This window comes from Jeongeupia sp. USM3, from assembly GCF_001808185.1.
GTDB lineage: Bacteria > Pseudomonadota > Gammaproteobacteria > Burkholderiales > Chitinibacteraceae > Jeongeupia.
In genome coordinates this window covers 1,532,740-1,545,662 of record NZ_CP017668.1, presented here as the reverse complement: position 1 = coordinate 1,545,662, position 12,923 = coordinate 1,532,740, and the positions used below count along the sequence as shown (strand labels likewise).

At 64.3% G+C, this 12,923-nt stretch carries 13 protein-coding genes; 8 read left to right on the top strand and 5 right to left on the bottom strand.

What is annotated here, in order from left to right; all coding sequences use genetic code 11:
• Positions 1-28 precede the first annotated feature (28 nt).
• From BJP62_RS07250 to BJP62_RS07230, 5 genes are all read left to right on the top strand, one after another.
• Positions 29-1,279, top strand: a complete 1,251-nt coding sequence (locus BJP62_RS07250; RefSeq protein ID WP_070528338.1) for an ABC transporter substrate-binding protein — start codon at positions 29-31, stop codon at positions 1,277-1,279.
• Positions 1,280-1,375: 96 nt separating this feature from the next.
• Positions 1,376-2,251, top strand: coding sequence for a carbohydrate ABC transporter permease (locus tag BJP62_RS07245; RefSeq protein WP_070528336.1), 876 nt, complete (start codon positions 1,376-1,378; stop codon positions 2,249-2,251).
• A 91-nt stretch (positions 2,252-2,342) separates the two neighbouring features.
• Positions 2,343-3,182, top strand: a complete 840-nt coding sequence (locus tag BJP62_RS07240; protein WP_070528334.1) for a carbohydrate ABC transporter permease — start codon at positions 2,343-2,345, stop codon at positions 3,180-3,182.
• A gap of 52 nt (positions 3,183-3,234) precedes the next feature.
• A complete protein-coding gene (locus BJP62_RS07235; RefSeq protein WP_070528331.1) occupies positions 3,235-4,335 on the top strand; it encodes an ABC transporter ATP-binding protein in 1,101 nt (366 codons plus the stop codon).
• 130 nt (positions 4,336-4,465) lie between these two features.
• Positions 4,466-5,275, top strand: a complete 810-nt coding sequence (locus BJP62_RS07230) for a polysaccharide deacetylase family protein (RefSeq protein ID WP_083300768.1) — start codon at positions 4,466-4,468, stop codon at positions 5,273-5,275.
• A gap of 62 nt (positions 5,276-5,337) precedes the next feature.
• Here BJP62_RS07230 and thrC read toward each other — a convergent pair whose 3' ends face one another.
• Genes thrC through BJP62_RS07205 form a run of 5 tightly spaced genes read right to left on the bottom strand, consistent with a single transcriptional unit; the run spans position 5,338 to position 10,095 of the window.
• Positions 5,338-6,765, bottom strand: a complete 1,428-nt coding sequence (gene thrC, locus BJP62_RS07225) for a threonine synthase (RefSeq protein ID WP_070528330.1) — start codon at positions 6,763-6,765, stop codon at positions 5,338-5,340.
• Positions 6,762-7,064: an antibiotic biosynthesis monooxygenase gene (locus BJP62_RS07220; protein ID WP_070528327.1), complete on the bottom strand. Its 303-nt coding sequence runs from the start codon at positions 7,062-7,064 to the stop codon at positions 6,762-6,764. Before BJP62_RS07220 ends, thrC begins: the two co-directional genes overlap by 4 nt.
• A gap of 14 nt (positions 7,065-7,078) precedes the next feature.
• Entirely contained in the window at positions 7,079-8,398 is a 1,320-nt protein-coding gene (locus BJP62_RS07215) for a homoserine dehydrogenase (RefSeq protein WP_070528326.1), read from the bottom strand.
• Between the two features lie 21 nt (positions 8,399-8,419).
• Positions 8,420-8,857 (bottom strand): GNAT family N-acetyltransferase, encoded by a 438-nt coding sequence (locus tag BJP62_RS07210; RefSeq protein WP_205700979.1) that lies wholly within the window; start codon positions 8,855-8,857, stop codon positions 8,420-8,422.
• Positions 8,858-8,865: 8 nt separating this feature from the next.
• Positions 8,866-10,095, bottom strand: coding sequence for a pyridoxal phosphate-dependent aminotransferase (locus BJP62_RS07205; RefSeq protein ID WP_070528322.1), 1,230 nt, complete (start codon positions 10,093-10,095; stop codon positions 8,866-8,868).
• A 133-nt stretch (positions 10,096-10,228) separates the two neighbouring features.
• On the opposite strand from BJP62_RS07205, the gene BJP62_RS07200 reads away from it, so the two are divergent.
• From BJP62_RS07200 to BJP62_RS07190, 3 genes are all read left to right on the top strand, one after another.
• The gene (locus BJP62_RS07200) at positions 10,229-10,597 is read left to right on the top strand and encodes an Mth938-like domain-containing protein (RefSeq protein WP_070528320.1); all 369 of its coding nucleotides are present in this window, start codon (positions 10,229-10,231) and stop codon (positions 10,595-10,597) included.
• Positions 10,598-10,872: 275 nt separating this feature from the next.
• A complete protein-coding gene (gene imuA / locus BJP62_RS07195; protein WP_145927144.1) occupies positions 10,873-11,556 on the top strand; it encodes a translesion DNA synthesis-associated protein ImuA in 684 nt (227 codons plus the stop codon).
• On the top strand, positions 11,486-12,922 hold the full coding sequence (locus BJP62_RS07190) for a DNA polymerase Y family protein (RefSeq protein ID WP_083300767.1): 1,437 nt from the start codon (positions 11,486-11,488) through the stop codon (positions 12,920-12,922). The genes imuA and BJP62_RS07190 overlap by 71 nt, the downstream gene beginning before the upstream one ends.
• Position 12,923 lies beyond the last annotated feature (1 nt).

Here is a 12,923-nt window from a genome sequence, read left to right as displayed (position 1 = left end):
CTGTCGATAACTCCAAGAGGAAGACAAGATGAAGCTCAAAAAAATGTTGACCGCTGGCGCGGTGGTGTTCGGCTTCGCAGCTCTCCAGGCTCAGGCTGCAACCGAACTCGAATTCTGGACCATGAACCTCGCGCCGAAGTTCAACGGTTACTTCGAGCAAGCCGTTACCAAGTTCAACGCTGCCAACCCGGGCCTGCAAGCCAAGTGGGTTGACATGAACTGGGACCAGATCCAGCCGAAGCTGATCGCTTCGATCGCCGCGGGCAACCCGCCGGCGCTGGTGAACTTCAACGTGCCCTGGGTGCATGAATACGCCCAGCAAGGCAACATCCTGCCGCTGGATCAGTACCTCGGCGCCGACAAGAACGTCTACCTGGCTGCAGCCCTCCGTGACGTGACCGTCAACGGCAAGGTGTACGCGTTCCCGTGGTACAACTCGGTTTCGATCATTGCCTACAACAAGGACATCTTCGCCAAGGCTGGCGTGAAGTCGGCTCCGAAGAACTTCGACCAGCTCGTTGCTGATGCCAAGCAGATCAAGGCCAAGACCGGTCTGGCTGCCTTTGCACCGAAGATGGGCAACATGGTCGGCTGGTTCTACTACGCCGGTCTGCCGGTCGTTGAAAACGGCAAGGCCGTGTTCAATTCGCCGAAGCACGTTGCCTTCGTGCAAAAGTTCGCTGACCTGTACAAGGCTGGCGTGATGCCGAAGGACGTCTTCAAGATGGAATTCGAGCAGGAAATCGCTGCGTACAACTCGGGCAAGATCGCGATGATGACCACCGCGCCGCAAGCTCTGAAGCGTACCGAAACCGATGCCAAGGCCATCTACGAGAAGACCGGTGTTGCACCGTTCCCGGCTGATGCTGGCAAGATGGCATTCGGCGCCTGGATGATGGACTTCGTGGTTCCGAAGGGCACCAAGGACCCGGCCGCTGCTGCCAAGCTCGGCAAGTTCCTGACCTCGGACGACCAGCAAGTCGCGTTCTCGAAGGCCACCGAAACCACCTTCCCGTCGACCAAGAAGGCTAACCTCGACCCGTACTTCCAAGCCGGTGCCAACAGCGCCGACGCGGTTGACCAGGCTCGTGCCGTTGCTGCCAAGTCGATGGACAACGCTCGCACTCTGACCATTGCTCCGGGCGTGCTGCCGGACGAAGCTGCAATGACCAAGAAGCTGCAAGACGAAGTTCAGAGCGCTGTTGAAGGCCGCAAGTCGGTCAAGGCCGCCCTGGATGAAGTGGTTGCTGCCTGGAACGAGAAGCTCGGCAAGAAGTAAGCATCCGCTTCTTCTGCTTCTCTGAAGACGGGGCCGCCGGTAACGGTGGCTCCGTTTTCCCCGCCGTACAATAAATACATACAGTCGAGTTGCGCCGTGAAAAACTCCAGCAGCTATACCGCCATTGCTTATCTGTTTCTGGCTCCCGCCTTGATTCTGATGGGCATCTTCACGTTCTGGCCAGTAGGGTATAACACTTATCTGGCGTTCAATAACTACAGCATTGCCGACGGCACTGCGACGTGGAACAACTTCGAGCACTTCAAGTACATTGCGCAGGAAGAACTCTTCCACAATGCGCTGAAGAACTCGCTGCTCTACCTGCTGGTTGTTCCGGTCATCCAGATTGCCGCGCTCGTCGTGGCCAAGCTGGTCAACAACAAGCTGCCCGGGATGACGTTCTTCCGTGCGGCATATTACATTCCGGTCATTACCGCGATCTCGATCGCCGGCGTCGTCTGGGCCAACGTCTACAAGTACGACGGCATGCTGACCTGGCTGATGCAGGCGCTGCACCTGGTGCCGCAAGGACACGAGGGCCAGATCGACTGGCTCGGCAATCCGGACATCGCCCTCTACATGGTGATGCTGTTCACCTTCTGGAAGGGGATCGGCTACTACATGGTGCTCTACCTTGCAGGCCTGCAGGCGATTCCGGCCGAGGTTGAAGAGGCTGCGATCCTCGACGGTGCCAATGCATGGGACCGCTTCTGGAAGATCACCGTCCCGATGGTCAAGCCGACGATCCTGCTCTGTACGCTGCTGTCGACGATTGCCGCGATCCGTGCCTTCCAGGAAATCATCGTGCTGACCCGCGGTCAGGCCGATACCTATACCGCGCTCTACTACGTGTACGACCAGGCGTTCCGCAACTACAACTTCGGGCGCGGCGCAGCTGCCGGCCTCGTGGTGACGTTCTTCTGCCTGATCCTGTCGGCGATCCAGTTCCGATTCTTCGGCGAAAAGAAGTAAGGAGCCGCACATGTCCGCTAGTCACTCCGCCGAGAAGGTGCTGTCCTCGCCTGCGAAGGACGGTCGCAATACACAGAAAAGGTCCCGTAACATGGCAGCTAGTCGTACGACCCGACGTGCGCTGGCGCTGGCTGGGCAGTATGCCGGCCTGATCGCCTTCGCCATCTTCACCTGCTTCCCGTTCGTCTGGGCGCTGGCCGTCGGCCTGTCGACCGACCCGTCGAACATCTGGCTGTTCCCGCGTTCGTTCTGGCCGACCGAGCCGGGGTTGATGTGGTTCGAGCGCGTCTTCACCGAAATGCCGTTCCTGGCGTATCTGAAGAACTCGACGCTCATGTCGTTTTGGACCATTGTTGCCGTGGTGGTGATTTCGGTGCTGGCCGGCTACCCGCTGGCACGGCTGAAGTTCCCGGGCCGCAACCTGATCTTCGTTGCGATCATCGCGACGCTGATGCTGCCGTCCGAAGTCAACATCATCCCGAACTTCATCACGCTGAAGCATCTGGGCCTGCTCGATTCGTACACCGGCGCGATCATCCCGAACTTCGCCGGCGCGTTCGGCATTTTCCTGATGAAGCAGGCATTCGAGCAGATTCCGCAGGACCTGATCGACGCGGCCCGTGTCGACGGTGCGACCGAACTGCAGATCCTCTGGCGCGTGATGGTGCCGGTGTCGGCGCCGTCGATTGCCGCGCTGTCGATCTTCACCCTCGTCAACGCTTGGAACGACTACCTGTGGCCGTCGATCGTGATGACCACCCGCGACAAGCTGCCGCTGGCCGTTGGCGTCTTCAACGACCTGACCGGCCCGTTCGCGGTGTCGACCAGCCTCGTCATGGCCGCGATCGTGCTGACCGTGTTGCCGGTGCTGATCTTCTTCGCCTTCACGCAGCGTTACTTCATCTCCGGCCTTGATGGCGCCGTGAAGTAAGCGTGTCGTGATCGGTTAATGCTCAAGAACTGAATTTGCAAGGAAATCGAAAATGGCTTCGGTTACGCTCAAGAACATCAAGAAGAACTACACCAAGGACGTTACCGTCATCAAGGGTGTGGATCTGGACATCCAGGACGGCGAATTCGTCGTTTTCGTCGGCCCGTCGGGCTGCGGCAAGTCGACCATGCTGCGGATGATCGCAGGCCTGGAAGACATTACCGACGGCGAGCTGTACATCGGCGATACGCTGGCAAACGACATCCATTCGTCCAAGCGCGGCATCGCGATGGTGTTCCAGTCGTATGCGCTGTATCCGCACATGACGGTCGCCCAGAACATGGGCTTCGCACTCAAGCTCGCCGGTACGCCGAAGGCGGAAATCGACGAGCGCGTGAACAAGGCGGCCGACATCCTGCAGATCACCCATCTGCTCGAACGCAAGCCGAAAGCCCTGTCGGGTGGCCAGCGCCAGCGTGTGGCGATCGGTCGTGCCATCGTTCGCGAACCCAAGGTCTTCCTGTTCGACGAACCGCTGTCGAACCTCGATGCATCGTTGCGCCTGAACATGCGCGTCGAGCTGTCCAAGCTGCACCAGGACCTGAAGACCACGATGATCTACGTGACCCACGACCAGGTCGAGGCGATGACGCTGGCCGACCGTATCGTGGTGTTCAACGCCGGCATCATCCAGCAGGTCGGCAGCCCGCTCGAGATGTACGAGAACCCGTCGAACCTGTTCGTCGCCGGCTTCCTCGGTTCGCCGAAGATGAACCTGCTCGAGGCCCAGCTGGTCGGCGTCGAGCAGGGTGCGGCGGTGATGCGCCTGCCGAAGGGCATCACCGTGCGCAGCGCGGTCGATGCCAGCCGCGGCAAGGTCGGCGACAAGGTGACGCTGGGCATTCGTCCGGAACACATCCAGCTGGCCGATGCGCAGGACGCCAATGCGATCCCGGCGCGCGTCGACCTGATCGAGCACCTCGGCGACATCGTGCTGGCCTATATCGAGATCCCGGGTATCAACGAGATCATCTGCGTCAAGCTGCCGGGCCACATGACCGGCCTCAAGTACGGTGACAGCGTGCGTATCACCTTCCCGGAGAAGAACGTGATGCTGTTCGACGCCGAAGGTCTCGCGTACAAGCGGACCTGATCCGGCCCGGCCGACGACAAAGCCTGCCCTTGCGGCAGGCTTTTTCTTTGCACGCCGCCGGTGGACAAGCACGGCAAACCGGTTTTGCCCCGAGCGTCTTTAGAATGGCTGGACGATCAAGGAGGGGCAGATGAACTTCAGAGCATGGGTGGTGACGCTGATGATGCTGTGTACCGGGATGGCAGGTGCTGCGGGCAAGACGCAGAAAATCCGCACGCCTTATCTGGAGGGCTGGGAGCAGATCCCGCTCGCGGTGATGGAGCGCCAGGCCGCGGCGTTTCCGGGCACCTACTGGATCGAAGGCCCCGGTACCCGCAAGCAGATCGCGCTGACCTTCGATGACGGCCCGAGCGCGAATACGCCCGAGCTGCTGAAGGTGCTGAAGAAGCACGGCGTCCACGCGACGTTCTTCTGGCTCGGTGCGCAGGTCGAGCAGCATCCGGCGCTGGCGCGGGAAGTCGCCGCGCAGGGGCATACGATCGCCAACCACTCGTACAACCACCCGTATTCGAGCAAGCTGATCCCGGCGGTGTTCTGGCGCGACCAGGTCGAGAAGACCCAGCAGATCATGCAGCAGACGCTCGGCTTCGCACCGACCCTGTTCCGCCCGCCGTACGGCGACATCAGCGATGCCGAAGTGCGCTGGCTGCAGGAGCGTGACATGAAGGTGATCAGCTGGTCGATCGACACCCGTGACTGGTGGGTGGCGTGGAAGAAAGGTGACCCGGTCGAGATCGAGAAGATGGTCACCGACTATCTTCACCCCGAGGCGATCGTGCTGATGCACGACGGTGGCGGTGCGCGCGACCGGACGATTGCCGCGGTCGATGCGATGATTCCCAAGCTGAAAGCGCAGGGGTACACGCTGGTCACCGTCGATGCGCTGCTCGGGGTTCCGGGCAAGCAGGTGTTGAAGGCGTCGGCGGTCGCGGCGAACTAGGAGGCAAGAAAAAAGCCGGTCGGAGACCGGCTTTTTTCATCGGATTTTCATCGGAGAGCGATTCAGACCCGTTCTGCGACGTAGCGCTTCAGCGCGTCGACATCGGCTTCGAGGGTATCGAAACGCTGCGGCAGGTTTTCCAGTCCGGCGAGGTGGGCGGGGCGTTGCGGTTGCGTGCCGAGCGCCTCGATCATCGTTGCCTCGAACTTGGCCGGCAGCGCGGTTTCGAGGATCACCATCGGCACGTTCGCATCGCGGTGGGCCTTGGCCGCCTTGTAGCCGTCGGCGGTGTGCGGATCGATCTGCACGCCGTAACGTTCGGCGACTTCGCGGATGCTGGCGAGCCGGTCGGCGTGGCTGCTCTTTTCCGAGCGGAAGCCGTAGGCGTCGTGCATGCGCCTGAAGTCACCTTCGGACAGCGCAAAGCCGTCGGCCTTCTCGACCTGTTGCCACAGCGCGGCGAGCTCGTCGCCATCGCGGCCGATCAGGTCGAACACGAAGCGCTCGAGGTTCGACGCCTTGGTGATGTCCATCGACGGGCTCGACGTCTCGTAGGTGCGGTCGAGACCGCGCGGCTGGTAGCGGCCGGTCTTGAAGAACTCGTCGAGGACGTCGTTCTCGTTGGTCGCGACGACCAGGTGGCGGATCGGCAGGCCGAGCTGGCGCGCGATATGGCCGGCGCAGACATTGCCGAAGTTGCCCGACGGCACGCAGAAGTCGACCGGATCGCCGACTTTCTTGGCGACGGCGAAGTAGCCCTTGAAGTAATAGACGACCTGGGCGATGACGCGGCCCCAGTTGATCGAGTTCACGGCGCCGACCTTGTGTCCGGCCTTGAACGCCGCGTCGTTGTTCACCGCCTTGACCATGTCCTGGCAGGCGTCGAAGAAGCCCTTGACCGCGACATTGTGGATGTTCGCGTCCTGCAGGCTGAACATCTGCGCGCGCTGGAACGGGCTCATCTTGCCGGCCGGCGACAGCATGACGACATTGACGCCGTGCTTGCCGCGCATCGCGTACTCGGCGGCCGAACCGGTGTCGCCCGAGGTGGCGCCGACGATGTTGATCGTCTCGCCCTTTGCGGCCAGCACGTATTCGAACAGGTTGCCCAGGAGCTGCATGGCCATGTCCTTGAACGCCAGCGTCGGGCCGTTCGACAGTTCCTGCAGGTAGAGGTTTTCGTCGAGCTTCGTCACCGGGGTGATCTCGGCTGCGCGGGCCGGATCGCGGCCGTTGCAGTAGACCTCGGCGGTATAGGTTCTGGCGATCAGCGCCTTCAGGTCGGCTGCCGGGATGTCGTCGACGAAGTGTTCGATGATCTGGAAGGCGAGGTCGGCGTACGACAGCGTCGACAGGCGCTCGAGCGCGTCGAGGCCGAAGCGCGGGTAGGCCTCGGCGATGGCGAGGCCGCCGTCGGGCGCGAGGCCGCCGAGCAGGATGCTTGAGAACGATTGCGGGGCCATGCCGCCGCGGGTCGAGATGTATTTCATGATCGGCTCGATTCGACCGCGCGATAGTGCTCGACGGTCGGGAAGGGGTCATAGAAATGATGCAGGAGGGCTTTCCACTGCTGGTACTGGGGCGAGCCGCGGAAGCCCTGCGTGTGCGCTTCCAGTGAGCTCCAGCGCACAAGCAGGACATAGCGATTGGGCCGTTCGAGGCAACGTTGCAGCTCGTGCTCCAGATAGCCGTCGATGGTGCTGATCAGGGCTTGCGCGACGCCGAAGGCCGACTCGAAGTCGGCCTCCTGTCCGGGAATCACATCAAGGTGGGCGACTTCCAGAATCACGCGGAGCCTCTCGGTCAGCCGTTCAGGTGCTCGAGTCGCAGCTTGACGATCTTGCCGTTGATGGTGGGCAGCGCCTCGATCCTGGCCAGGGCGGCGTCGACGTTTTTCTCGATCGCCAGATGCGTGATGATCACCACGTCGTCGTGGCCGTCGTCGCTGGCCGTGTCGCTCGGGCGCTGCAGCATCGCGTCGACCGAGATGGCGTGGTCGGCGAGGATGCGGGTGACGTCGGCGAGCACGCCGGTCTGGTCGAGCGCGTTCAGGCGCAGGTAGTAGCAGCTCTCGACCTCGCCGATCGGTAGGATCGGCAGGTCGGCCAGCTGCGACGGCTGGAACGCCAGGTGCGGCACGCGGTGTTCCGGGTCGGCGGTGTGCAGCCGGGTGATGTCGACCAGGTCGGCGATCACCGACGAGGCGGTCGGCTCGGCGCCGGCGCCCGGGCCGTAGTACATGGTGGCGCCGACGGCGTCGCCCTTGACCAGCACGGCGTTCATCACGCCGTCGACGTTGGCGATCAGCCGTTTGTGCGGGATCAGCGTCGGCGCGACGCGCAGTTCGATGCCGTTCTCGCGGCGGCGGGTGACGCCAAGCAGCTTGATCCGGTAGCCGAGCTCCTGCGCGTACTTGATGTCGGCGGCCTGCAGCTTGCTGATGCCTTCGAGGTAGGCCTTGTCGAACTGGACCGGAATGCCGAAGGCGATCGCGCTCATGATGGTGAGCTTGTGCGCGGCGTCGTGGCCTTCGATGTCGAAGGTCGGGTCGGCTTCGGCGTAGCCGAGGCGCTGCGCTTCGGCGAGTACGTCGGCAAAGGCGGCGCCCTTGTCGCGCATTTCGGTGAGGATGAAGTTGCTGGTGCCGTTGATGATGCCGGCGACCCATTCGATGCGGTTGGCGGTCAGGCCCTCGCGCAGCGCCTTGATCACCGGAATACCGCCGGCGACCGCGGCCTCGAATGCGACGATCACGCCCTTTTCCTGCGCACGGGCGAAGATTTCGTTGCCGTATTCGGCGATCAGCTTCTTGTTGGCGGTGACGACGTGCTTGCCGTGCTCGATCGCGGTCAGCACCAGTTCCTTCGCGATGGTGGTGCCGCCGATCAGCTCGACGACGATGTCGATGTCCGGATGGCGGGCGACGGCCAGCGCATCGTCGACGACCTCGACCTCGCTGCCACAGACTTCGCGCGCGCGCGCGAGGTCGCGGTTGGCGGCCATCTTCACGCTGATCGGCCGGCCGGCGCGGCGGGCGATTTCCTCGGCGTTGCGTTTCAGGACGGTGGCAGTGCCGCCGCCGACGGTGCCGACGCCGCACAAGCCTACATAGATCGGTTTCATCACGGTCAACCCTCGGGCCTGTCAGGCCATTTTCAAATTTTTCTTGAAGCTGTAGGAAGCGATGCTCATCCCTTCCCGGAAATAAAAGCGGTGTGCGCCGGCGCGCTGCACGCCCGAGTCGAGCGCGAGTACGTCGCAGTCCAGCGCGTGCGCCCGTTCGGTGAGCCAGGCGAGGAGTACGCGGCCGACGCCTTGTGAGCGTGCGGCCGCGTCGGTGACCAGATCGTCCACGTAAAGACGCCGGCCTTCATAGGTATTCTCGATCAGGCGCCACAGCGCGAGCCCGAGTACGCGTTCACCGTCGACCACGATGACCAGACGGGCACCGGCAGCGCAAACTGCCGCGATCCGGCCGGCGTAATCCCGAGGCAGCATCGGGCGCAACTGGCGGTGCACCGGTTCGGCGGCGGACAGCCATTCGGGTGCGATCAGCGCGCCATGGTCGTCGGTGAGCGGCAAGACCTGCATTATGCGGTACCGTGGCGTTTTCGGTAAGACGCGAGGAAGCGATCGAGCCGGTTCAGCGCGTCGGTCAGGTCGTCGATATTGGGCAGGAAAACCACGCGGAAGTGGTCGGGCTGGTGCCAGTTGAAGCCGGTGCCCTGGACCAGCAGCACTTTTTCCTGCTGCAGGAAGTCGAGCACGAACTGCTGGTCGTCGGCGATCGGGTACACGTTCAGGTCGAGCTTGGGGAACATGTAGAGCGCGGCCTTGGGCTTGATGCACGACACGCCGGGCATGGCGTTGAGCATTTCGTGCGCCAGATCGCGCTGCTTGGCGAGCCGGCCGCCGGGGCGCACCAGGTCGTCGATGCTCTGGTAGCCGCCGAGCGCGGTCTGGATCGCGTACTGCGCCGGGACGTTGGCGCACAGCCGCATCGTCGAGAGGATGTTCAGCCCCTCGATGTAGTCGCGGGCAATCTTCTTGTTGCCCGACACGATCATCCAGCCGGCGCGGTAGCCGCAGGCACGGTAGTTCTTCGACAGGCCGTTGAAGGTGACGAAGAGCACGTCGTCGGCGAGCGAGGCGATCGACGTATGCTTGGCGTCGTCGTACAGCACCTTGTCGTAGATTTCGTCGGCGTAGACGATCAGCCCGTGTTCGCGGGCGATCTGCACCAGCTCGCGCAATACCTCGTCCGGGTACAGCGCGCCGGTCGGGTTATTCGGGTTGATGATGACGATGGCCTTGGTCTTGTCGCTGATCTTGGCACGGATGTCGTCCAGTGCCGGCAGCCAGCCGTTGGCCTCGTCGCACAGGTAATGGCGCGGGCGGCCGCCGGCCAGGCTGACCGCGGCGGTCCACAGCGGGTAGTCCGGCATCGGCACCAGCACTTCGTCGCCGTTGTTGAGCAGGCCCTGCATCGCCATTACGATCAGCTCGGATGCGCCGTTGCCGATATAGATGTCGTCGACGGTGACGTCGGCGATGTTCTTCTCCTGCGTGTAATGCATGATCGCCTTGCGCGCCTGGAACAGGCCCTTCGAGTCGACATAACCCGATGCGTTTGGCAGGTTGCGGATCACGTCCTGCACCACTTCTTCCGGCGCATCGAAACCGAACGGCGCCAGGTTGCCGATGTTCAGCTTGATGATGCGGTGGCCTTCCTCCTCCATCTGCCGCGCTCGCTCCGGAATCGGGCCGCGGATTTCGTAGCAGACGTTGAGCAGTTTGTTGGACTTGAGGATGGCTTCCATGACGCGCAGGCCGATAGGGGTGGGGGACTGATCATTCTATCGAAAGAAACCGCCCGCGGCGCATACAGCATGGTGCGACGATGCGGAACACAGTTCGGCTAAAATGGCGGCTGTACGCATCCGGACCCCGACCATGAAACTGCACCACACCGTGACCGAGCACCTGAACCAGTTTGCCAGCTACGGCGACGGTTTCGTCAAGGTCAACGACGTCCGTTACGAGGGCAGCCTGATCGTCACGCCCGAGGAAATCCGCGAATGGCGGCCGACCCGTTTCGAGACGCTGACGCCCGATGATTTTGCCGTGCTGCTCGAACTCAAGCCCGAGCTGGTGCTGCTCGGCACCGGCAATGCCTTGCGCTTCCCGCATCCGCGGCTGACCGCCGCACTCGCCGCCGCGCACGTCGGTTTCGATGCGATGGATACCGGCGCGATGTGCCGGACCTTCAACATCCTCACCGCCGAGTCGCGGCGGGTGATCGCGGTGGTGCTCGGCGGCTGAAAACCGATCTCGATCGTCGGCTGCGCCTTCACATCTTGGCGCCGTCCGGTGCGCCTCACACCCCAAGGGTGCTTCCTGTCGGGCGTCCTCATGTACCGCTGTGTGCATTCCGGTTTCTGTGCTCCGGGCGGGGCCAAACTGCTTTGGCTCGCTCGCCTGCTGAGATAGGTTTGGATTGATTCGATCGATACAGGCCGGCATTGCCGGCCTTTTTCGTTTCTGCCGTTCGCCGGTCTGACTTGTTGAATAGAACAGTCGTTCTATATCATCAAGGCATGAAAACGCAGCATTCCGGCCTGGGCGAGGTGCTCAGGCATCCGGCGATCTGGCGTGGCGACGGTCGTGCCGCGGCGGTCGCGTGCGTGCCGAGCGGCCATGCGGCGCTCGATGCCGTGCTGCCGGGCGGCGGCTGGCCGCTGGCCGGTGTCAGCGAGATCGTCGTGCCCCGGCCGGGCATGGGCGAGCTGGCGCTGCTGTGGCCGGTGCTGCGCCGGTGTGCCGGCCAGACGGTCTGCCTGATCCGGCCGCCGCTGTTGCCGTACGCGCCGGCGTGGGCCGCTGCCGGGATCGCGCTCGAACGGCTGATCTGGCTGCGGCCGGGCGACACGGCCGGCGCGCTGTGGGCCATGGAGCAGGCACTGCGCGAGCCCGGTTGCGGCGCGGTGCTCGGCTGGATCGACGGCGTCGACGACCGCGCGGCACGGCGCCTGCTGCTGGCAAGCCGCGAGGGTGGCGGCTGCGGCTTCCTGCTGCGGACCCGGGCGGGGCAGACCTCGCCGCTGCCGCTGCGCCTCGGCGTCGAACCGCTGCCCGGCGGCGTGGCCGTGCGGGTGCTCAAGTATCGCGGCCTGCCGCTGGCCAAACCCATCTTGTTGAGGAGTGAGGCGCATGCTCTGGCTGGCGCTCTATTTGCCGAATCTGCCGCTGGACGTCTGCCCGGCCACGGCGACGCCGCCTAGGCCCAGGCTGGTGGTCGAGTCGGCCGGCCGGCTCGAGCGGGTGGTGGCGGTTGATGCACTGGCGCAGTCGCTGGGCATCCGCGCCGGGATCGGGCTCTCGGCCGCGCTGGCGTTCGTCAACGAACTCGACGTGCACCGGCGCAAGCCGCAGGCCGAAGCCGAGGCGCTCACCGCGCTGGCGTGCTGGGCGCAGCAGTTCACGCCGACCGTGGTGATCGTCGAACCGGCGATGCTGCTGCTCGAGATCGGTGGCTGCCTGCGCTATTTCGGCGGGCTGGATGCGTTGCGCGGGCGGGTCGAGGCCGGGCTGGCCGCGCTGGGCTATGCGGCGCAGACCGGGTGTGCACCGACGCCGCTGGCGGCGGGCTGGCGCGCGGAGCAGGGAATGGCCGGGGCGATCACCGAACTGGCCGGTGTGCGCAGCGGCATCGCGCCCCTGCCGCTGACGGTGCTGCGGCTGGATGCTCGCCGGCACGAGGGGCTGGCGCAGCTCGGCGTAAGCACGCTGGCCGAACTGCTGGCGCTGCCGCGCGCCGGTGTCGGCCGCCGCTTCGGGCCCGAGGTCGGGCTGTGGCTCGACCGGGCGCTCGGCGTCGTTGCCGACCCGCGTACTCCCTTTGTGCCGCCCGACCGTTTCGTCCGTTGCATCGACCTCGATTACCCGTTCGAGCAGGTCGACGTGTTCGTGAGGCTGGCCGAGCGGCTGCTGGCCGAGCTGGCCGGTTATCTGGGCGGACGCGGCCTCGGCGTGCAGTCGGTGGCCTTCCGCTTTGTCTACGACGCGCTGCCTGCAAGCTTGCTCGACGTCGGCTTCGGCCGGCCGCTGCGCCGCTGCGACGACATGCTCGCGGTGCTGCGCGAACGCGCCGGGCGGATCGTGCTCGATGCACCGGTCTTCGCGGTCGAGTTGCGCGCCGAACGGCTGCACGAACTCGACGGCCAGCCGCTATCGCTGCTCGACCAGCGCCAGCGGCACGGCGATCTGCCGCTGCTGCTGGCGCGGCTGCGCGCGCGGCTCGGCGACGATGCGGTCTGCCGGATCGCGGCCGTGCCCGACCACCGGCCCGAGCGGGCGTGGCGGATCGCCGGCGACGGCGACACCGGTACGCTTCAGCCCGATCTGGTCTTGGGCGAACGCCCCGGCTGGCTGCTGCCCGAACCGCTGGCGCTGGCCGTGCGCGACAACCGGCCCTGGCACGACGAGCCGCTGCGCGCCATCGGCCGCGCCGAACGGATCGAGTCGGGCTGGTGGGACGACGGCAGCATGGTGCGCGATTACTGGCAGGCCGTCGGCCCGTCGGGGCGGCGGTACTGGATTTTCCAGGACCGGCACAGCCTCGGCTGGTGGTTGCACGGGGTGTTCTGAC

Excerpts from the sequence above, each read along its gene's own strand:
- BJP62_RS07250 (WP_070528338.1), top strand. The coding sequence starts at position 29 with ATGAAGCTCAAAAAAATGTTGACCGCTGGCGCGGTGGTGTTCGGCTTC.
- BJP62_RS07240 (WP_070528334.1), top strand. The coding sequence starts at position 2,343 with ATGGCAGCTAGTCGTACGACCCGACGTGCGCTGGCGCTGGCTGGGCAG.
- BJP62_RS07235 (WP_070528331.1), top strand. The coding sequence starts at position 3,235 with ATGGCTTCGGTTACGCTCAAGAACATCAAGAAGAACTACACCAAGGAC.
- BJP62_RS07230 (WP_083300768.1), top strand. The coding sequence starts at position 4,466 with ATGAACTTCAGAGCATGGGTGGTGACGCTGATGATGCTGTGTACCGGG.
- thrC (WP_070528330.1), bottom strand. The coding sequence starts at position 6,765 with ATGAAATACATCTCGACCCGCGGCGGCATGGCCCCGCAATCGTTCTCA.
- BJP62_RS07215 (WP_070528326.1), bottom strand. The coding sequence starts at position 8,398 with ATGAAACCGATCTATGTAGGCTTGTGCGGCGTCGGCACCGTCGGCGGC.
- BJP62_RS07205 (WP_070528322.1), bottom strand. The coding sequence starts at position 10,095 with ATGGAAGCCATCCTCAAGTCCAACAAACTGCTCAACGTCTGCTACGAA.
- BJP62_RS07200 (WP_070528320.1), top strand. The coding sequence starts at position 10,229 with ATGAAACTGCACCACACCGTGACCGAGCACCTGAACCAGTTTGCCAGC.
- imuA (WP_145927144.1), top strand. The coding sequence starts at position 10,873 with ATGAAAACGCAGCATTCCGGCCTGGGCGAGGTGCTCAGGCATCCGGCG.
- BJP62_RS07190 (WP_083300767.1), top strand. The coding sequence starts at position 11,486 with ATGCTCTGGCTGGCGCTCTATTTGCCGAATCTGCCGCTGGACGTCTGC.